The following is a 19,739-nucleotide window of genomic DNA, read 5'->3' on the forward strand; positions in this document are numbered from 1 at the left end:
TCTCCCAAGGGCTTGCTTATGCCAAGCCGGGAGGAGACATGAACGATACAGTTTCAGAGAAGCTGCTTGGCCGGTCCGCGCTGCGCGTCGAGGACCCGGCGCTGCTGTCCGGTCGCGGCTGCTATATCGACGACCTGCCGGTTGCCACGGGCACCTTGGCGCTGACCTTTGTCCGCTCGCCCCACGGCCATGCGGCGATCCGGTCAGTCGAAACTGCCAAGGCCGCGCAGGCGGCGGGCGTCGTTGCCGTGATCACCGGAGAAGATGTTGCGGCGCGCACCCGGTCGATGACCGTCGGCGTGAAAGCCGATGTCGAATGCTGGCCCATGGCGGTGGACCGCGTGCGGTATGTCGGCGAACCGGTGGCGATGATCGTCGCGACCGACCGCTACCTTGCCGAGGATGCCGCGGATCTTGTCGAGGTCGACTACGATCCGCTCGATGCCGTCTTGGAGCCCGAGGCAGCGCTGGCCGCGGACGCACCGGTGCTGCATCCCAGCCTCGGCGGCAATCTCATCAACGAGCGCAGCTTCCGCTACGGCGATCCCGAGGCGGCCTTCGACGCCGCTACGCACCGGATCGGCATCGACGTCACCTATCCGCGCAGTGCCTGCACGCCCATCGAGACTTACGGCGTCATCGCCAGCTACGAGGCCGGCGAGGATGCCTATGACGTCACCGCGAATTTCCAGGGACCCTTCTCGATCCATGCGGTGGTTGCCAGGTCGCTGAACGTGCCGGGCAACCGGCTGCGGCTGCGTACGCCGCCCGACTCAGGCGGCTCCTTCGGGATCAAGCAGGGTGTTTTTCCTTACATGATCCTTGCGGCTATCGCTGCGCGAATTGCGGGCGCACCGGTCAAGTGGATCGAGGACCGCCTGGAGCATCTGTCGGCAAGCGTCTCGGCCACCAATCGTCAGACACGGATAGAGGCGGCGGTGGCGGCGGATGGACGGATCACCGCGCTCGACTGGGACCAGGTCGAGGATTGCGGCGCTCATCTGCGCGCGCCAGAGCCTGCCACGCTCTACCGGATGCACGGCAACATGACCGGTGCCTACGACATCCCGAACCTGGCGATCCGCAACCGCATCGTGCTGACCAACAAGACGCCGACGGGGCTCAATCGCGGCTTCGGCGGACCGCAGATCTATTTCGCACTCGAGCGGTTGATGGAGACCATTGCGCGGCAGCTCGGGCTGGACCCGCTTGCGGTCATCCGCCGCAATCTCATCCCCGCCAAAGCCTTTCCCTACCGCACGGCCAGCGGTGCCCTTTACGATTCGGGCGACTACGCCACGGCGCTGGACCGCGCCGTCGCGGAAGGCGGGCTGGACGAGCTTTACGCCCGCCGCGACAAGGCCCGCGCCGAAGGCCGGCGCTATGGCATAGGCTTTGCCTGCGTGGTGGAGCCCTCGGTGTCGAACATGGGCTACATCACCACCGTCCTGACACCCGAAGAGCGCGCCAAGGCCGGGCCGAAGAACGGTGCGCAGGCAACGGCGACCATCTCCATCGACCCGCTCGGCTCGGTGACGATCAAGGTCGCCTCGGTCCCCCAGGGCCAGGGCCACCGGACAGTTTTGGCTCAGGTCGTGGCTGACAAGTTCGGCCTGCCGATAGACGCGGTGCGCGTTCTGGCCGATGTGGACACGATGCGCGATAGCTGGTCTATCGCGTCGGGAAATTACGCATCGCGCTTTGCCCCCGCCGTCGCTGGTGCGACCGAAATCGCGGCGGATCGATTGCGCGACAAGCTGGCAAAGGTCGCGGCCTCGCAGCTGAATATCCCGCCGGGCGACGTGAACTTCGAGGCCGGCCGCATCGGTGCCGCAGGCAATCCCGACAACAGCGTGTCCTTCGCACGGGTTGCCGCCACGGCGCATTGGGCGCCGGGCACGCTGCCCGATGGCTTGGACCAGACCATGCGCGAGACCGTCTACTGGACCCCGCCGCAGTTGGAGGCACCGACGCCGCAGGATGGGGTGAATTCCTCGCTCTGTCACGGGTTCATCTTCGATTTCTGTGGAATAGAAATCGACCCCGATACAGCCGAGCCAAGGATCGACCGCTACGTGACCATGCACGATTGCGGACGGATCCTGCACCCGGCCATGGTCGATGGCCAGGTGCGGGGCGGCTTTGCCCAGGCGGTCGGCGCCGCGTTCCTCGAGGAATATTCATACGGTGCCGACGGTTCGTTCCAGTCGGGCACGCTCGCCGATTACCTGTTGCCCACGGTGATGGAGGTGCCCGAGCCGATCATCCTGCATCACGAAACACCGTCGCCGTTCACGCCGCTTGGGGCCAAGGGTGTGGGCGAGGGCAACTGCATGTCGACGCCAGTCTGCATCGCCAATGCGGTGGCCGACGCACTGGCCTCCGAGGAAGGCGCGCCCGACATCGTGTTGCCTGCGACGGCATCCAAGCTTGCGCCTCTGATCTTCGGCGCGGAGCCCGCGCCGAAAGAGCCTGTGCCCGAGACGAAAGCCGAGGCCACGGCAGGCGGCCGCAAGCTCACCGGCGAAGGCCGCGCCGTGGTGCAGGCCAGCCGCGAGGATGTCTGGCAGATGTTGCTCGACCCAGCGACGCTCGACGCGATCATTCCCGGCTCGCATGGCGTCCAGAAGGTCGGCAAGACGCGCTTCGAGGCGGATGTGACGCTTGGCGTCGGACCCGTGCGCGGGCGCTACAAGGCTCGTATCGACCTGTCAGACCTCGACCCGCCCAATGCGGTCACCCTTTCAGGGCAAGCCGTGGGCGCACTGGGTACGGGCGGCGGGCAAGGCCGCATCACGCTGACCGACACCGAAGGCGGCACCGAGATCGCCTATCGCTACGAGGCCGAGATCGGCGGCAAGGTCGCCTCGGTCGGTGGACGGCTTCTGGACGGCGCGGCGAAGGTCGTGATCGGCGAGTTTTTCCGCGCCCTGGCCCGCCATTGCGGCGGCGGCGCGCAGAGCGGCCCCATGGCCCGCCTGAGAAGTCTTCTCAATCGAGTCACCAAAGGAGGCAGGTCATGAAACCCGCCCCGTTCGATCTTGTCGCGGCGACGGAGATGAGTGAGGCTCTGGAAGCGCTGCATCAGGGCGGCACAGAGGCCCGCGTCATCGCCGGCGGCCAGTCGTTGGTGCCCATGCTGAACATGCGCCTCGCGCGTCCCGCAACGCTTGTCGACATCACCCGCATCCCCGAGCTGTCGCGGATCGAGACCAAGAGCGACTGTGTCACCCTTGGGGCCGCCGTGCGCCAGAGCACGCTGGAACGCTGGCCCGATCTTGCAGACCGCCTGCCGCTGGTGCATGCCGCGCTTCCCTGGGTGGGGCACATGCAGCTGCGCAATCGCGGCACGGTCTGCGGCTCCGTCGCCCATGCCGATCCCAGCGCCGAGTTGCCGCTGTGCCTGATCGCGCTCGGCGGCAGCGTGACCCTGCGCCGCCGCCGCAAGACGCGGACGGTCGCGGCGCAGAGTTTCTTTCAGGGCATGATGTCCACGGACCTCGCCCCCGGAGAGATGATCGCCTCGGTCACCTTCCCGACCAGGCAGACGGGCACCGGCTACGCCTTCCGCGAGGTCGCCCGCCGCCATGGTGATTTTGCCATCGTCGCCTGCGCTGCGGTGGCCCGACCTGACGGCACCGCCGCGCTGACCGTGGGCGGCGTCGCCGACACGCCACGCACACTCGAGCTGCCGGCAGACACAGCCGATCTCGACGACCGGCTGAACGAGTTCGCGTGGCACCTTAAGGCCCGCGACGACCTGCATGCCACCGCGCGCTATCGCCGCGACCTGGTCCGCAAGCTCGGCCGCGCAACCTTGAAGGAGGCTTCGTCATGCCGCGACTGACCCAAGACGAGACGCACGCGCTGCGCTTCACCCTGAACGGGCAGCCCGTATCGCTCCGCGTCTCCCCGCGCAAACTTCTGAGCGACGTGCTGCGCCACGAGATCGGCGCGACGGGCACCCATGTTGGTTGCGAACACGGCGTCTGCGGTGCCTGCACAGTGCAGGTGGACGGCGAGCCTGCCCGCGCGTGCCTGATGCTCGCCCAACAGGCCGAGGGCTGCGAGATCCGCACGGTCGAGGGTCTGGGCAAGAGCGATGCGCTGACCTCGCTGCAAGAGGCCTTCCGCGAACATTTCGCGCTGCAATGCGGCTTTTGCACGGCCGGCATTCTGATGACCCTCGACGCGCTGTTTTCGCGTCAACCGGACGCGGAGGAAGACGCGATCCGCGAGGCGCTCTCGGGCCACCTGTGCCGCTGCACCGGCTATGCGCCCATCGTTCAGGCGGCGCTGGCCGCCCGTAACCGCATCAAGGGAGGACCAATCGATGCTTGACCTCGGAACCAGCTTTATCGCGTCCGTCGAACGCGACCCCGGCGCGATGGCAATTGCCGAAGGCGACCGGACGATCACCTATTCCGACTGGTATTGCCGGATCAGCGCGCTTGTGGATGCGCTTGGCCAGATCGGACTTCGCAAGGGCGACATGCTGGTCACGGCGATGCAGAACCGGTGGGAGAATGCCTCGCTGCATTGGGCCTGCCAGATTGCCGGGATCGTCATCACGCCCGTGAATTGGCGCGTCACCGCCGATGAACTGGACCATGCGCTGCGCGACAGTGAGGCCCGCGTTCTGGTGCATGACGATGCCGCGTCCGAGGCCGTGGCCGGATCGGCCCTTGCGGCGGACCTCAACGTACTGCCGTTGGATGGCGATCAGGGCCTTGCCGCAATGCTGGCAGGCCGTGCCGCCGATGCGGCGCCGCAAGCCGGGGCCGACGATATGTCCGTCATGCTTTACACATCCGGCACGACCTCGAAGCCCAAGGGCGTGCCGCGCCGCCACCGGGCCGAACGGGCCGCGGCCATCGCCCATGTGGCGCAGAACATGTACGGGCATGGCGAGCGCACGCTGGGCGTGATGCCACTCTACCACACGATGGGGATCCGTTCGCTCCTGTCGGCCAGCGTGATCGGCGGTGCCTTCGTGTGCCTGCCGCGCTTCAATGTACCAGACGCGCTCGATGCGATCGAAAGACATGATGTCGACAATCTCTATCTGGTGCCGACGCTTTATCACGACATCGTAAATCACGCGAGCTTCACGCCACACCGGGTGGCCAGCGTGCGAAAGCTCGGTTTTGCCGGGGCGTCCATGACCGACGGTCTTTTGCAGAAACTGGCAGAGGCTTTTCGGCCCGAGCTTTTCGTGAATCATTACGGCTCTTCCGAGATCTACACATTTTCCATCTGTCAGGACGCTGCCGCCAAACCCGGATCAGCGGGCCGCGCTGCGATCAACCAGAGACTGCGCGTGGTTCCGCTGGGCACGACCGATGTCAGCCAGACCTGTGCACCCGGACAAGAAGGCGAAATCGTCGCCTCCATGCAGGGAGATGAAGCTTTCGAGGGCTACTGGAACCGCCCCGAAGCGGACAAGAAGGCTATTCGCGACGGCTGGTACTTCACCGGCGATTGCGGGCACTTCGACGAAGATGGCGATCTGTTCGTCACCGGCCGGGCCGATGACATGATCATCACCGGAGGCGAGAACGTATCACCCGTCGAGGTCGAAAGCTGCCTGTCGCTGCACCCCGCCGTGGCCGAGGTCGCCGTGGTCGGCCTGCCGGATGCACGCTGGGGCAAGGTCGTTACCGCCTTCGTCAAGCGCGGCGAAAAGGTCACCGAAGACGAACTCGACGCCCATTGCCGCGACTCTGACTTGTCTAATTTCCGCCGCCCGCGCCGCTACGTCTTCGTGCGCGAAATCCCGAAATCCCCTGTCGGCAAGCTCCTCCGCCGCCTGCTGGTTGCAGGCGAATACGAGGTCGAACCAGCCGAAACCACAACTGCGTAACTCCAGAGAAAGACATCCAGATGAAAGAAACTCCGATGACCGAGACGATGACCTTCACCGATCCGCGCCTCTCCAAGCTCGACGGTTTTCGCGTTCAGCTCGATGAAGCCAGCGAACGCGCGGACATCGTCCTCGCGCGGCCGCCCTACAACGTGATCTCGATGGGTGCCCGCGATCAGCTGCGCCTTGTCTTCGAGGCACTTGATGAAGATGACCGCGTGCGCATCATCGTCGTCTCCGCCGAGGGCGAGCATTTTTCCTCGGGCGGCAATATCAAAGGCTTCCTCGAGGCCAGTCCCGAGCATGTCTCGCACCTCGCCTGGAACGTGGCGGCCCCTGCGCGCTGCTCCAAGCCGGTGATCGCGGCCAATCGCGGTTACGCTTTCGGCGTGGGGTTCGAGCTGTCATTGGCCTGCGATTTCCGCATCGTGTCCGAGACCTGCCGCTATGCGCTGCCCGAACAGAAGCTGGGCCAGATCCCGGGATCGGGGGGGTCCGCCCGGCTGCAGAAGATCGTCGGCGTGACGCGGACGAAAGACATTGTCATGCGCTCAAAGCGCATCAAGGGCCAGCAGGCGCTTGACTGGGGCATCGCTACCGAATGCGTGCCAGATGGCGATCTCGAACAGGCGGTGACCGACCTCGTGAATGAACTCCGTGAATTTTCACCGATTGCGCAACGCACCGCAAAGAAGCTGCTGAACGATACCGACGACGCGCTTCTCAGCACCGCGATCGAGATGGAAGGGCTGAACTACAGCCGCTTGCGTCAATCGGAAGATTTCCGCGAGGGCGTCGAGGCTTTTCACGCCAAACGCAAGCCCGAATTTACCGGCCGCTGAGACGGCTACGCAACCAAAATCAAGGGAGGGAAACCTGAATGGAACGGACGGAAAAGACAAACTGGATTGAGAAAGGACCGGGCTTCGGCGCAGGCCTTTCGGGCCTGCGCGACGCGCTGGGAATCAAAACGGCGAGCGCGGGACTGGTCGCGGCCATCTTCGGATGCTCAGGGCCTGCTCTGATCGTGATCGGTGCCGCCAATAATGGCGGTCTGACCGAAGGTCAGACCGTGGCCTGGCTTCTGGCGATCTACGGGCTCGGCGGGCTGATCAGCCTATTCATGGCGCTTTACTACAAGCTGCCTGTGACGGGGGCTTACTCCATCCCCGGGGCCGCGCTGGTCGCAGGTGCGCTTGGGACATTCCCGTTCGAACAGGCGGTCGGGGCATTCCTGATGGCGGGCGCGATGGTCTTCGTGCTGGGGATCACCGGACTAATCGGCAAGGTGATGCGCTGGCTTCCGATGCCCATCGTGATGGCGATGATCGCGGGGGCGCTCATCCGTTTCGGTATCGGCGCGGTTACCTCAATCGAGAAACTGCCCATCGTGGTCGGTGCGGCGACCATCGCCTTCTTCCTGTCGATGCGGTTCCTGCGGGCCGTCCCGCCGGTGCTGACGGCGCTTGTCGTCGGCCTCGTGGCCGTAGCCCTAACCGGAGGCTTCCAGGGGGGCGAGGCGGCAATCAGCTTTGTAGCACCGGAATTCACCGCACCCGTCTTTACGGTCGACGCGTTCTTGGCCATCGCCGTGCCGCTGGCCGTGCTCGTGATTGGGGCCGAGAACGCGCAGGCCATCGGGGTACTCTACGCCGAGGGCTACCGTCCTCCGATCAACGCTATGACCGTGATCTCGGGCATCGGCGGCATGCTGGCCGGGTTCATCGGCGGGCATAACGCCAATATCGCGGGACCCATGACCGCGATCTGTTCCTCCGATCAGGCAGGTGAGAATCCTGAAAGGCGCTATGCGGCCACGGTGCTTAACGGCGTGCTCTTCGCCGCCTTCGGGATATTCGCCGGGGTTGCGGTGCCGCTCATCATGGCGCTGCCAGGGCCCCTGATCGGCGCGGTGGCGGGCCTGGCGATGATCACTGTTCTACTGAGCGCATTCCAGTCCGCCTTCGACCGGAAAGCGGGCCACCAGATCGGAGCCTTCGTCGCCCTGATAGTGGCGATGTCGAACGTGTCGTTCCTAAGCATCAGCGCGCCCTTCTGGGCCTTGGTTGCGGGCGCCGCGGTATCTGTTCTGAACGAAGGGGTGGTCAAATCCCAGCCCGTGGCGAACTCGGCGTCCTGAAGGACAGTGCCAAGTCGCGCCAGCAATCAAACGGGGGGCGTCCGTCAAAACACGACGCCCCTCATGAAAGTTGAATCTGCCGCCGCCGCAATCCCGTTGACTGGCGGGACGTCGACAAACATTAAGTTTCCATCATTGCGCTGGCGTTCCGGGATTTCGGTATGGTGGCGTGTCTCGCTCGCCATTTGTTTTGCCTTGAAATTCTCCCAGAGTTTCTCGATATTTTTGCATTTGCGATGAACAGACGCTTGCTGCCCTCATACCGGAGCTGCTTCGCAGCGTTAGCGCAAATCGAGCACTCGTTACGCATGGCAGGATTATGTCCTGACAGCCGACATTCATACCGTCCGCAGCGAAGGTCAACTCTCCGCCCATTGCGTGCTATCGCCGATGGAGAGGCTACATGAATGGCTTCAACAGGGTTTTGAAAACTCGAGATTCCGTTGCCAACGCCCCAAATCTCATCTTCTACATCGGATTTCTGGTTCTGCGTGTGATTGCAGCAGAGCTTCGGCAATGAAGCGAAAAAATATGGGCGTGGAAGCCGAAATAATTTGCGCTTAAAACGGCGCCAAGATGCTGATTTTCCACACGTGCGCGCGAAGAAGTATGCGCACGCCTACAGCTGGATCTTTATGAAGGCTGCCGTTTATTGGGTTGCGAAGTGCCAAATCAGGACGACAACAGTGAGTAGGAATGCGGCTCGAGCAGCAACTGCCAGTGAAGCAGCAAAGAATGCAAGTGGCTTGAAACGGTTATTCTCTAAACTTCCGCGAAGTGAATTAGACGCGTAACCATAGGCCGAGCGGATAGTTTGCGTTTCACCCGTTGATTTCCACAACAAGAAAATACCAACTACTTCTAACAACGTGGCAATGACGAAAGTCATGAAAATACAGGTGCCCACCGTCCATCCCATCATTTCTGCCCACTGCTAAGTTTCTTCTGGATAATGTTCTGAGACCTGAAGCAAAACGAACTTGTTCGCAATTCTTCAGAAAACAGTGTGACCAGAGTGAGGCGACTCGGGTGGTTGTAGATATTTCTGAAACGGCAGCACAGTCCCGCATAGGGGGTTTCAACAAAAGCGTCACACGGGTAATTCTTGGCAGAGTTTACTCGAAACTGGACGCTTCCTCTTGATCAAGATCGATTTGCACATTCACACAAAAACGAGCATTCTTGATGCAGCATTTGAATTTTCCCCAGCGAAACTTGATGAATACATCGCGAGTGCAGACCTCGACTGCATTGCTATCACCAATCACAATCTGTTCGATAAGGATCAGTTTGTCAGGATCAGGAACTCTGTTTCAGTACCCGTATTTCCGGGCATTGAAGTTGATCTTTGTAAGTCTCAAATCCTCGTGTTCAGTGACGGGCAAGATCTGGATGGATTTGAAGCACAATGCAGTCAGGTCACCGCTCTTTGTGCAGAGGTGGGAGCCTCTGTCTCCATTGAAGAATTCAAAAACATCTTTGGCGACCTGAGCAACTACATACTGATCCCTCACTATGACAAAAAACCAGCAATAGATGAGACCACGCTCGCCCAACTCGCTCCACATGTGACGGCGGGGGAGGTGAGCAGCGTCAAAAAATTTATGTACTGTATGAACAGTGCCGAGAGATTGGTGCCTGTATACTTTAGTGACTGTCGTGTCCGAGATGATCTCGATCCCTTGCCCACCCGTCAAACCTATTTGGATTGTAGCGAACCGACCTTTAGCGCGATCAGAGAATGCTTTCGTGACAAAACCAAGGTCGCGCTTTCAGAAGCAGACGGAAACCGACTATTTCAAGTATTTGAGAACGGTCAACAGCTCTCAACAGGTCTGAATGTAATCTTAGGTGACAGGTCGTCGGGCAAGTCACACACGCTTGAGGCGCTTAAGAAGCGCTTTCCCGAAGCCTACCACATACGGCAATTTGCTTTGGTAGCTCGAGATTCCGACGAGGATGAAAAGAAGTTTAATTCATACCTGACACGTAAGCAGGGCCTTTTTTCGAAAGATTATTTGGCGGCGCTGCAACAGGTCATTGAAGATGTTCTGGACATCGACTTGGAAGAAGATGAGCGCCAAGTTGAAACGTACCTCTCTTCGCTGTTGGACTTTGCCCGCGAGCGGGAAAGGCACGATGCTTTTTCAAAGGCCAAGATCTACAGCGAGGACCCATTTCCAGATCGGAACCTTAAGGGCCTCAAAGACCTGATCGCTTCGACCAAGAATCTTATCAGCAACGTTGAGTTCAAGGAGACCATTGCCAAACATCTTGCTCGTGACAGCCTTGTCGCCCTCTACGTCGACCTTATCCAGGAGTATGCACGCCAAGAAGAACTGAGATTGAAAAGAGCTTGGGTCAACGACCTTGTCCAAAACATTAAATCCAAGCTCCAACTGCGGTCAGCAGCACCGAGGATATCTGACGTCGACTTGTATGATGTTGCTTTGAACAAGAGAAAAATAGGCAAGTTCGAAGACATTTCGAAGCTGTCCAGAGTGCCAAAAACACCTTTGCGCAAAAGTATGCGCGGTTTTTCCGTTGTCGCCGAAGTCCGGCCCTTTAGCGGTGCTCAAGAAATGTGGAATGTGCTGAGGCGACGCCCAGCATCATTCTCAAATGCATTCAAAACATACAACGAGCCATACAAGTTTTTGCAGGAGTTGAAAGCGATTGGCGGAGATGTGAAGCCCGCGGACTTCTCGATGTACTTCGTGAAAATCGACTATCGTATCCTGAACAAGGATGGATTTGATGCGTCGGGCGGCGAAAGGTCCGAGTTTTTCCTGCTGGACGAGATCGAAGGAGCTGCGGACCACGAAATGCTTTTGATCGATGAGCCTGAGTCATCGTTTGATAACTCATTCCTGAAAGACGACGTGAACACTCTCATAAAAGAGATGGCTAAGAAGATGCCGGTTGTCGTGGTCACGCATAACAATACTGTCGGCATGACCATTAAGCCAGACTATTTGCTGTTTACTCGGAAGGCCATTGAAGGTGGCGAAGTCGTTTGGCGCGCATACTCAGGCTATCCGACCAGCAAAAAACTAACATCTCCAGACGGCACTGAGGTAGATACTCTTGATATAGTCCTTGGCAGCCTCGAAGCGGGTTCAGAAGCATATGACGAAAGAAGGCAGAGCTATGAAAGTCTTAAAGATTGAAAAGGAAAATGGATACTTTTGCCTTGAACAAGGCGGTGGGTGGCAGCCCATCGACACGATTGACAAAAACGCCTTGCTCAAACTCTTGGACTTGTATCTTGATAACGATGTTGAGATGGACTCCCCGGATGATCAGAGCGTGAGCAATCAGGCACACGCCATAATTTATCGTGGTATCTTCGAAAAGTTGTCTCAACTCGCCGAAGAAAAAAGCAGGTTTAAGGACGAGAGCGAAACCCTCTATCTTGATGAGATCAAGAAGTACGCTCCTAAGTAATCTTACCCGCAATCCGCCGCGAACTGGTCGCACCGCCGGCAAGCTGAAGCCCAAGTCGCTTGCCCTTGTCAGATGCCCGCGACAGCATAGAGGAGGCGCATGATCGCTTACTCTCCCTCACAGTCTCCCTTCGCGCCCGAACGGTACGGCTTCCGAAAGCTGGACCTGGAGGGCCCCGGTGGCCTGCAGTGGTTCGAGTGTCACTGTCCTGATATTGTCATGGATAGTCGCGATACGCTGCGACTGAACGTGTATCTCACACGGGATGGCGACTTCACGACGATCTGGTATGGCTTGATCGATCCACTCATCGCCGAGGCAAGGCTGGGCGTCGCATATAAGGGCATAGATCTGGCACAGCAGTACGAAACCATCCTGTTTCGCGGCGACATCGGCGACGATGCCTTCGGAGCGCGTGTTCTCAAGGCGATCCGCGCCACGCGAATGGAGCCCGCCATCCTGAGAGTGTCTGATGAGTTTGGTTTGGAGTGCCTGCCTCTTGCGCAGGAGCGCCCGGCCTGAACGCCCAACGGCAAGATCACCATCCTCCTAACTCCTACCGACGGCGCATATTATTGAGCGCTTCGCGATGCCGATCCCTCGTCTGGCTCTGCAACAGAGCGCGCTCTTCCGAGACTGCGGTGACCACACAACGGGTTAGGAAGTCCATGAAGATTTGGAGGGCGGTATAATGATGCCCGCGAGAGGGTGTCCATGATGCTCGTGCCAACCCGATTGGGCCGCAAAAGCGTTTGCATTCTCTTCAAGCCATTTTTTGCAACGAGATTCCACGACGGCCTCGACGAGCGCGACCTCGACGACTGCAGAGACGTTGATCTCGAATTCTTTCGCGCTCCTGAGAGCTTCAATATCGAGCATCAGAGAAACCTTACATTTTGGCGCTGCTACCAAACCATGGCGTTCCATTGTAATACCTTCACATGGCTGTAATCGTCGCGATCGATCGCCACTACAATCAGCAGGAAATCGTCCGCTCCGGTGGTGTTTTGGCGCGGATCAGCGGGCGCATTTGCAGGCGACCTATGGTGCGCGCACCACGAAAGATGTGGCAGCTGCCCGCCTACACCGGTGCCTTCCGTTACCCGTGGCTCAGCATGTGCGTGTTCTTCATCTCCGCAGGTGTAAAGCCGTTGCACCTCTGTACTAAAGAGCAGTTCTGGATATTCCGCGTCCAACCAGCACAGGACAGCAATCGCATCTTGATCGAATTGTTTGGCCGCTTCCAGCGACCTATCCATAGTCGCCTGAATCTCTGGAAATCGATAGATCGGGGATGCCATGTCAGTCCCGTTGTCAGAGCATCGGGTTTCCCGCTGTTGAGCTTAGGGAAGTGGGGCTAAGGAATGACATCAGCTTTGCCCGATAGGTAGCTTCCAGAAGGGCTTCAGGACACTCAACGGATCCGTCGCCCCCGGCTTTGATCCATTCCTCGCTGTATCCATTCAACAAAAGCACTTGCGCCAGTTGGCTGCAGTTCTCATTCGCAAGGCTGTGCGGGCGGACGTCGGTCAAAGCAAGGCCTCTTGCCGACAGCCCGAAATACTTCCGATCCCGTGTCCGGACTTCCTCAAAAACGCCTTTCTCGACGCCCTGCGCCACAAGATTGTCAGGCAGCCAGCCTGACAATCGCAACCGGATGGCTTCAAGCCACCCATCTTCTCGCCATCGGACATCAAGGTAGACAAAGTCCTGAGTATTCATGATCACTCCCATTTTGGGAGTGGGTAGTAGCATGAGGTACGCGGGTGTGTCTATAGCCGGAGAGGCAGCATGGCGGGCACACAACACACGAAAGAATACCGGAATGTCACCAAAGCTCTGGTTGGTCTCCGCAGTCAAAGGGGTGTTTCACAAAAGGATTTGGCAGAGCGTTTAGGGAAGCCGCCTTCTTATGTGGCCAAGGTAGAACTTTGCGAGCGCCGTCTGGACATTGTAGAATTTTGCATCTGGCTAAGAGCATTGGACATTGATCCGTATGCCTTCATAAGGGAGCACCTCACCGATCTACCGCGCCGAATACCAGAAAAGCCTTTCGAGTGAAAAAGCTTCGAAGCGCACGAATGGGCAATGGCCTCAGTATTGCGATGCAAAGAGCTCAGGGTTGACGGCGTCTTGCTTGGCTGATGCTGCCGTTGTCGGCGGGTCGCAGAACCGGCGGCAGGGGGCCGCAGGCCGAACCAAGCAAGACGCCGTCAAGGCGGGTGAAAGGCTCACGGGCGCGGCGGCGGGCCGTTGGAGGGATCGAGACCTGTGGCTCGATCCTTAGGCCCGCCGTCGGGACAGATCGCGTATGCGATCTGCACCCGGGACACCCGCCGACCTTGAGCGGTGGAATTGTAGAGAATGCATTTTTGTGTACACTTACAGTTATGGGAATGGTGGCGGAATTAGCCCTTTTTATTCCGAGGCATACATACAAAATAGCCAAAAAGCACTTCTTATTTATTCGGGGTGCATCTATTGCTTCGCCCGGCCCAGCCACGCCTGGCTCGGCCTGTCGGCGGGGCTTGATTTCGAAACCCGGCTGGTCGCCCGCCCCGACGCCCCCGAGGTGCTGGTCGCGGAACTGCGCAAGCCCGGCTACAAGGTTCGGCCCATCGCCATCGGCACCAATACCGATCCGTACCAACCCATCGAAAAGACTCATGGCATCATGCGCGCCTGCCTCCAGGTTCTGTCACAGTTCAACCACCCCGTCGCCATCGTCACCAAGGGCAGCCTGGTGGAGCGCGACATCGACATCCTGTCGGACATGGCCGCGCGCGGGCTGGCACGGGTGGGCATTTCCGTCACCACGCTCGACGCGGCGCTGTCGCGCGCGATGGAGCCGCGCGCACCGGCCCCGGCGCGGCGGCTGAAAGTGATCGAGCGGCTGGCTAGTGCGGGTATCCCCGTACGCGCCATGGTGTCGCCGGTGATCCCGGGCCTGACCTGCCACGAGATCGAGCCGATACTGAAATCCGTTGCCGGGGCAGGGGCCGAGGCGGCGAGTTGGATCATGCTGCGCCTGCCGCTGGAGGTCTCGCCGCTGTTCCGCGAATGGCTGGCCGCGACCTGCCCCGACCGGGCCGCCCGCGTCATGGGCCATGTGCGCGACATGCATGGCGGCAAGGATTACGCCGCGGATTGGGGGCGCCGGATGCGCGGGTCAGGGCCTTACGCCGAGATGGTGGCGCAGCGGTTCAAGGTGGCTGCAAGGCGGCTGGGGCTGGATGCCAAGCAGCCGCCGCTGCGATGTGATCTGTTTGAACCGCCCGCACGGGCCGGGGACCAGATGGAGTTGTTTTGAGATAAGCGATCACATCGGCGTCCGCGCGTGGGCTTTCACCCACCCTACGGGTCCGCACGACATCGCGCCGGGACCTGCCGGCTGCCGTAGGGTGGGGTCGCACCCCACCACTGCGCCCCGAATTACGCGCATCCCGTCCCGGGCTTGACCCGGGACCTCGATGCCTCCGTAGGGTGGGTGAAAACCCACCACACCCGCGCTACAATTTACGCACCTTCAACTTGGTCAGCCGGTTGTCTTCCTTCTCCACCACCTCGAACCGGAAGCCGTGAAAATTGAACACCTGTCCCACTTCCGGGATGATCTGCGCCTCGTAGATCACAAGACCTGCCACCGTGTTGGCCTCGTCATCCGGGAGCGTCCAGTCCGTCGCCCGGTTCAGATCGCGAATCGTCGTGCCCCCGTCCACCAGGAACTGCCCGTCATCGCTGCGCCCCACGGGGTGGTCGCCGTCCGGGTCGAACTCGTCGGTGATCTCGCCCACGATCTCTTCCAGGATATCTTCCAGCGTAATCAGCCCCTGCAAGTCACCATACTCGTCCACCACCAGCGCAAAATGGCTCCGCATCCGCAGGAATTGCCGCATCTGGTCATCGAGCGTGGTGGTCTCCGGCACGAAATAGGGCTCCATCGCGACGTCGCAGATATCGAACGTCGCCAAGGCGCCGCGCGCGCCCTCGGCCTGCAGGGCAAGCGTGTGCATGGCGCGCAGCAAGTCCTTGGCGTGCACCACCCCGATGATGTTGTCGGGATCGTCGCGATAGATCGGCAGGCGCGTGTGGTTGGATTTCAGGCACTGGTCCAGGATCGCCTCGGGTTCCAGCGCCGCGTCGATCATTTCGATCTGGCTGCGGTGAAGCATGATTTCCTCGACCGCGCGGTCGCCCAAGTCCAGCGCGCCAAGGATCCGGTCACGGTCCTCCTTTTCCACCACGCCCTCGGAGTGGCCAAGGTAGAGAGCCCCGGCGATTTCCTCGCGCACGGCCAGGATCTGGCTGTCGGGGTCGGTCTTCACCCCGAACACCCGCAGCACGCCGCGCACCAGCAGGCGCACCGCCGATACCACGGGCGAGAACACGACGATCACCCAGCGAATGACCGGAGCGGCATGCGACGCCGCCGCCTCGGCATTGGTGATCGCGTAGGTCTTGGGCAGCACCTCGGCAAAGATCAGGACCAGAAGCGTCATCACCAGCGTCGCCAGCGCCACGCCGCTCTCGCCGAAGGCGCGGGTAAACAGCGCCGTCGCCAGCGAGGTCGCCAGGATATTCACAAGGTTGTTGCCCAGCAGGACCGAGCCGATCAGCCGCTCGTTGTCCTCGGTGATCTGCAGCGCCCGCTCGGCGCCTTTCGACCCCTTGTCGGCGCGGGCCCGCAGCTTGCCGCGCGATGCGGCGGTCAGCGCGGTTTCACTGCCCGAGAAGCAGGCGGACAGAACAAGAAGCAGCAGGATCGCACCGGCGGAGATCCAGAAGGCAGTGTCAAAGGTTGTTAAGGCGGGGTCCATTGTCCAATAGTCACGTTATGCGTTGCAGGGGTTATGGGGCGTGGACGCCGGTCATTCAAGGAAACAGGCGATGAAACTTGTCGATTTGGGCGCGCGGGACACTCCGCTCGCGGTCTTCGGCGGGCCGTATTCGAACCTGCACGCGACGCAGGCTCTGCTGGCCCTGACGGCGCGTCTCGGCATTGCCCCGCGCGATACCATCTGCACCGGCGATCTGGTGGCCTATTGCGGGGCGCCGGCACAGACCGTGGCGCTGATCCGGGCGGCGGGTCTGCCCGTCGTGGCCGGCAATTGCGAGAAACAGCTGGCCGCGCACCAGATGGATTGCGGCTGCGGTTTCGAGAACGGCAGCGCCTGCGACCTCTTGTCGGCGGGTTGGTATGCCCATACCGACGCGGCCATCGGTGCGAACGCCCGCGCATGGATGGACGGTCTGCCCGACATGATCCGCTTCACCCATCACGGCCTGCGCTGCGCCGTCATCCATGGCGGTCTCAGCGATATCAGCCGCTTTCTTTGGTCCAGCAGCCCCGCGTCTGCCTTCGCCAGCGAAATCGCCCTGATCGAGACGCAGGGCGGGCCCCTCGATATCGTCTTCGCGGGTCATTCCGGCATCGCCTTCCAGCGCCGCATCGGGCAGGTCGACTGGGTCAATGCCGGTGTGATCGGCATGCCGCCCAATGACGGCACGCCGCGCACCGAGTACGCGCTTTTGCGGGACGGCGCGGTCACGTTCCACAAACTGGACTACGATCACGCCGCTGCCCATGCGGACATGCAGTCGGCAGGCCTGACCCAAGGCTACGACAACGCGCTTCGCACCGGCTACTGGCCGTCCGAAGACGTGCTGCCCGCATCGTTGCGCCGTTCCTCCTGAGCCAGCGGGTGCGCGTCGAACACAAGTTCGCGCAGGCGGTCCTCGAGTACATGGGTGTAGATCTCTGTCGTGCCCACATCGGCATGACCCAGCATCGTCTGGATGGTGCGCAGGTCGGCGCCCCCGGCCAGCAGATGCGTGGCAAAGGCATGGCGCAGCGTGTGGGGCGACACCCGCTCGGGGCTGATTCCCGCCGCCACGGCGAACTCCTTGACCAACAGGAAAAAGCGATTGCGCGTCAGGTGTCCCGCCTTGCCGCCCGAGGGAAACAGGAAGGCCGACACCGGCTTGCCCTTGGCCTTCGCGGCCTCCTCGGCGGCATCGCGTCTCTCCAGCCACGCCGCCAGCGCCTGCCTTGCAGGCGGCGACATGGGCACCAGCCGCTCCTTGCCGCCCTTGCCGCGCACCAACAACATCTGCGGATCGCCCCGGCAGGACGCCACCGGCAGCGACACCAGCTCGGTCACCCGCATCCCCGTGGCGTATAGCAGCTCCATCAGGCAGGTGTTGCGCAGCTTGTCGGCCTCGCTCCGGCCCGTGGCCCGTGCGGCCTCCAGCAGCCGGTCCACCTCGTCCAGCTCCAACGTCTTGGGCAGGCGCTGATCCCGGCCCGGTCCCTTGATCTGGATCGCCGGATTGTCGCTACGCAGCCCTTCGTCGAAAACGAACCGATAGAGCTGCTTGATCGCCGACAGCCGCCGCGCCCGTGTCGAGCGCGCCAGACCTTGCGCGTCGCAATGCACCAGGTAGGCCTCGATATCCGCCTGGCCCGCGCTGGCGGCATCCTGGCCGGTCCGTTCCAGCCACTCGGTGAAATCCGTCAGGTCTCGGGCATAGGCCTGCAACGTGTTCTTTGCCGCCCCGGCCTCGGCCGCCTGCGCGTCGAGGAAATTCGCCAGCCAGTGCGCCGTGCTCACGTGTCCGCCTTCAGTAGCAGGATCTGCAACGCCGCCTGTCGCGCGGTGTCCTCCAACCCCACGGAGCGCAGTGTCGCGAGGCCCGCCACGATGTCGCTCGCCTGGTTCGGTCCGGCAGTGTCCAGCTGCAACGCCGCGGTCAGAATCGCCTGGCCCAGCCGCCCGGCCTCCAGCATGTCGGCATGGTCGGGGTGCGCGGCTGTTGCGGCAAAGGCCTCGGCGATGGCGACCTGTGGAGTCTCGCTGGCCAGCGTGGCATCCGGTGCGCCCCGCGCCAACCCCAACAGGAACTGCGCCCGTGCCTCGCTCCCGGCAAGCTTCGGTGCCAGCGTCTCGTAATCCTGCGACAAAAGTGCCACCTCGAACGCCGCGTCCCGTGCCCGCCCGTCCAGCTCCAGCGTCGACAGGGACTGCGCGAACAGCGTGGCAAAGGCCACCGCAAGGCCTTCGCGTTTCATGTCCCGCCACAGCCCCGGCAGATGGCGCGCCACCGCCTGCGGGTCGGTATCGGCAATCGCCTGTTCCAAATTCTGCACGCCCGCCACGCGGTCCCACACCCCGCCCGAGGCCGCCGGGCGCTGGTCTGTGTAAAGTCCCAGCAGGCGATTGGCGGGCAGGGCGCCGGTGCGGGTCAACCGCTCTGCCGCCTCGATCTCGGCCTTCAGCCCGGTCAGCCCGCGCAGGTCCGCCACCGCGTATTCCCGCGCCAGATTGCGTGTGGGCAGGGGCGTGCCCGCCGCCTCGTACAGGCGATACAGAAGCGGCGTCATCTGCGTCGACGGGGCCAGCGACACCTCGGCCCCGATCGTCTCGGGGTCCAGGTACTGCGCCAAAAGCCGCGCGCTTGCCGCGTCCAGCACTCCCACCGCCGTGGCCGTCTCGTAAGTCAGCGCCGCAGTCTGCCAGTCCCCGGCGCGCGCCCCGCAATAGATCCGTGCGTCGTATTGCTCGCTCAACTCGGGTTCCCGGCTCAGCGCGGCACAGGCCTCTTCCTCGGTGCCGGTCAGGAGCGACAGGTCGAACCACTGATCAAACAGATTGGCATCATAACTTCCCGCCTGCTGCACCAGCGCCAGCGCCGGATCCACGGCCCCCATCTTGCGCAGCGCGGCCAGCCGTGCCCGCAGAAACCGCGCATCGCGTCCTGCGTCAGCGGGCGCCTCGGCTTCCGCCAATAGTAACGTGTAATACAGCGCCTGGATCGCCGGCAACGGATCCGGCGGCAGGCGCGAGAATTGCGACACAAGGGTGTCGGTGCTGCTGCCCGCCCACAGGTTCGGCGGCAGCCCCGTGGTGCTGCCGGGCAAGAGCCCCGCCGCATCGGGTTGTGCTCCGTCCAGCGGCATCACCTCGACGTCCGGCACCACGGCGCCTTCCACGTCGTCCGCCGCGGGCGGTTTCAGCGCCTCCTCCAGCGGTCTGGCCACGCTGATCGGCGCGGGATCTTTCAACCAGTCGATGGCCGCCAGCGGTTCCTGCGCCAGCACCGGCGTGGCAAGAATTATTGAGAAACAAATGGTTTCAAGTGTCTTCAAGTATGATTTCCTGTCGAATTTCTTCTCGCTCGGGCGAGAAATCCGCCCCGAAGAACGGGCCGATATAGGCATAGCCGACCAGCGCCAGGAACGCTAGAATGCCAAGATAGATCAGCCATTTGAGAAGTCTGAACATAACGTGC

The 19,739-nt window shown here is 61.6% G+C and carries 20 protein-coding genes; 12 read left to right on the forward strand and 8 right to left on the reverse strand.

The window, feature by feature from the left end:
- The first annotated feature begins 38 nt into the window (after window positions 1-38).
- Genes PVV74_RS17580 through PVV74_RS17605 form a run of 6 tightly spaced genes read left to right on the forward strand, consistent with a single transcriptional unit; the run spans window position 39 to window position 8,003 of the window.
- Window positions 39-3,023 carry a xanthine dehydrogenase family protein molybdopterin-binding subunit gene (locus tag PVV74_RS17580; protein ID WP_274594139.1) on the forward strand — a complete coding sequence of 995 codons (2,985 nt, stop codon included), beginning with the start codon at window positions 39-41 and terminating at the stop codon, window positions 3,021-3,023.
- Window positions 3,020-3,847 carry an FAD binding domain-containing protein gene (locus tag PVV74_RS17585; protein WP_274594140.1) on the forward strand — a complete coding sequence of 276 codons (828 nt, stop codon included), beginning with the start codon at window positions 3,020-3,022 and terminating at the stop codon, window positions 3,845-3,847. The genes PVV74_RS17580 and PVV74_RS17585 overlap by 4 nt, the downstream gene beginning before the upstream one ends.
- Window positions 3,835-4,341 carry a (2Fe-2S)-binding protein gene (locus tag PVV74_RS17590; protein WP_274594141.1) on the forward strand — a complete coding sequence of 169 codons (507 nt, stop codon included), beginning with the start codon at window positions 3,835-3,837 and terminating at the stop codon, window positions 4,339-4,341. The genes PVV74_RS17585 and PVV74_RS17590 overlap by 13 nt, the downstream gene beginning before the upstream one ends.
- Window positions 4,334-5,863: an AMP-binding protein gene (locus PVV74_RS17595; RefSeq protein ID WP_274594142.1), complete on the forward strand. Its 1,530-nt coding sequence runs from the start codon at window positions 4,334-4,336 to the stop codon at window positions 5,861-5,863. The genes PVV74_RS17590 and PVV74_RS17595 overlap by 8 nt, the downstream gene beginning before the upstream one ends.
- 20 nt (window positions 5,864-5,883) lie before the next feature.
- Window positions 5,884-6,705, forward strand: coding sequence for an enoyl-CoA hydratase/isomerase family protein (locus tag PVV74_RS17600; RefSeq protein ID WP_254703961.1), 822 nt, complete (start codon window positions 5,884-5,886; stop codon window positions 6,703-6,705).
- Window positions 6,706-6,743: 38 nt separating this feature from the next.
- Entirely contained in the window at window positions 6,744-8,003 is a 1,260-nt protein-coding gene (locus tag PVV74_RS17605) for a benzoate/H(+) symporter BenE family transporter (RefSeq protein ID WP_274594143.1), read from the forward strand.
- A 649-nt stretch (window positions 8,004-8,652) separates the two neighbouring features.
- On the opposite strand, the gene PVV74_RS17610 is transcribed toward PVV74_RS17605, so the two are convergent.
- Window positions 8,653-8,925 (reverse strand): hypothetical protein, encoded by a 273-nt coding sequence (locus PVV74_RS17610; RefSeq protein WP_274594144.1) that lies wholly within the window; start codon window positions 8,923-8,925, stop codon window positions 8,653-8,655.
- Window positions 8,926-9,142: 217 nt separating this feature from the next.
- On the opposite strand from PVV74_RS17610, the gene PVV74_RS17615 reads away from it, so the two are divergent.
- From PVV74_RS17615 to PVV74_RS17625, 3 genes are all read left to right on the forward strand, one after another.
- The gene (locus PVV74_RS17615) at window positions 9,143-11,173 is read left to right on the forward strand and encodes a PHP domain-containing protein (RefSeq protein ID WP_274594145.1); all 2,031 of its coding nucleotides are present in this window, start codon (window positions 9,143-9,145) and stop codon (window positions 11,171-11,173) included.
- Complete coding sequence (locus tag PVV74_RS17620; protein WP_274594146.1) at window positions 11,154-11,450, forward strand: hypothetical protein; 297 nt, start codon at window positions 11,154-11,156, stop codon at window positions 11,448-11,450. The genes PVV74_RS17615 and PVV74_RS17620 overlap by 20 nt, the downstream gene beginning before the upstream one ends.
- Window positions 11,451-11,549: 99 nt before the next feature.
- Complete coding sequence (locus PVV74_RS17625) at window positions 11,550-11,972, forward strand: hypothetical protein (RefSeq protein WP_274594147.1); 423 nt, start codon at window positions 11,550-11,552, stop codon at window positions 11,970-11,972.
- A gap of 135 nt (window positions 11,973-12,107) precedes the next feature.
- On the opposite strand, the gene PVV74_RS17630 is transcribed toward PVV74_RS17625, so the two are convergent.
- From PVV74_RS17630 to PVV74_RS17640, 3 genes are read right to left on the reverse strand one after another with little or no spacing between them, the layout of a single operon-like run.
- Window positions 12,108-12,377: a type II toxin-antitoxin system CcdA family antitoxin gene (locus tag PVV74_RS17630; RefSeq protein WP_274594148.1), complete on the reverse strand. Its 270-nt coding sequence runs from the start codon at window positions 12,375-12,377 to the stop codon at window positions 12,108-12,110.
- Window positions 12,356-12,751 (reverse strand): hypothetical protein, encoded by a 396-nt coding sequence (locus PVV74_RS17635; protein WP_274594149.1) that lies wholly within the window; start codon window positions 12,749-12,751, stop codon window positions 12,356-12,358. Before PVV74_RS17635 ends, PVV74_RS17630 begins: the two co-directional genes overlap by 22 nt.
- Window positions 12,752-12,764: 13 nt before the next feature.
- Window positions 12,765-13,172 carry a hypothetical protein gene (locus tag PVV74_RS17640; RefSeq protein WP_274594150.1) on the reverse strand — a complete coding sequence of 136 codons (408 nt, stop codon included), beginning with the start codon at window positions 13,170-13,172 and terminating at the stop codon, window positions 12,765-12,767.
- Between the two features lie 69 nt (window positions 13,173-13,241).
- Between PVV74_RS17640 and PVV74_RS17645 the strand changes: the two genes are divergently transcribed.
- Entirely contained in the window at window positions 13,242-13,511 is a 270-nt protein-coding gene (locus PVV74_RS17645; protein WP_274594151.1) for a helix-turn-helix domain-containing protein, read from the forward strand.
- A gap of 373 nt (window positions 13,512-13,884) precedes the next feature.
- Complete coding sequence (locus PVV74_RS17650; protein WP_274594207.1) at window positions 13,885-14,760, forward strand: PA0069 family radical SAM protein; 876 nt, start codon at window positions 13,885-13,887, stop codon at window positions 14,758-14,760.
- A 199-nt stretch (window positions 14,761-14,959) separates the two neighbouring features.
- Here PVV74_RS17650 and PVV74_RS17655 read toward each other — a convergent pair whose 3' ends face one another.
- Window positions 14,960-16,267 (reverse strand): HlyC/CorC family transporter, encoded by a 1,308-nt coding sequence (locus PVV74_RS17655; RefSeq protein ID WP_103761070.1) that lies wholly within the window; start codon window positions 16,265-16,267, stop codon window positions 14,960-14,962.
- Window positions 16,268-16,337: 70 nt separating this feature from the next.
- On the opposite strand from PVV74_RS17655, the gene PVV74_RS17660 reads away from it, so the two are divergent.
- Window positions 16,338-17,144 carry a metallophosphoesterase family protein gene (locus PVV74_RS17660; RefSeq protein ID WP_274594152.1) on the forward strand — a complete coding sequence of 269 codons (807 nt, stop codon included), beginning with the start codon at window positions 16,338-16,340 and terminating at the stop codon, window positions 17,142-17,144.
- Here PVV74_RS17660 and PVV74_RS17665 read toward each other — a convergent pair.
- Genes PVV74_RS17665 through PVV74_RS17675 form a run of 3 tightly spaced genes read right to left on the reverse strand, consistent with a single transcriptional unit; the run spans window position 17,093 to window position 19,732 of the window.
- On the reverse strand, window positions 17,093-18,061 hold the full coding sequence (locus tag PVV74_RS17665; protein WP_274594153.1) for a site-specific tyrosine recombinase XerD: 969 nt from the start codon (window positions 18,059-18,061) through the stop codon (window positions 17,093-17,095). The two genes, PVV74_RS17660 and PVV74_RS17665, sit on opposite strands and share 52 nt — an antisense overlap.
- A complete protein-coding gene (locus PVV74_RS17670) occupies window positions 18,058-19,596 on the reverse strand; it encodes a hypothetical protein (protein WP_274594154.1) in 1,539 nt (512 codons plus the stop codon). The genes PVV74_RS17665 and PVV74_RS17670 overlap by 4 nt, the downstream gene beginning before the upstream one ends.
- Entirely contained in the window at window positions 19,583-19,732 is a 150-nt protein-coding gene (locus PVV74_RS17675) for a hypothetical protein (RefSeq protein WP_170067083.1), read from the reverse strand. The genes PVV74_RS17670 and PVV74_RS17675 overlap by 14 nt, the downstream gene beginning before the upstream one ends.
- Window positions 19,733-19,739 lie beyond the last annotated feature (7 nt).

The sequence above is a fragment of the Roseovarius sp. SK2 genome (assembly GCF_028807495.1).
GTDB lineage: Bacteria > Pseudomonadota > Alphaproteobacteria > Rhodobacterales > Rhodobacteraceae > Roseovarius > Roseovarius confluentis.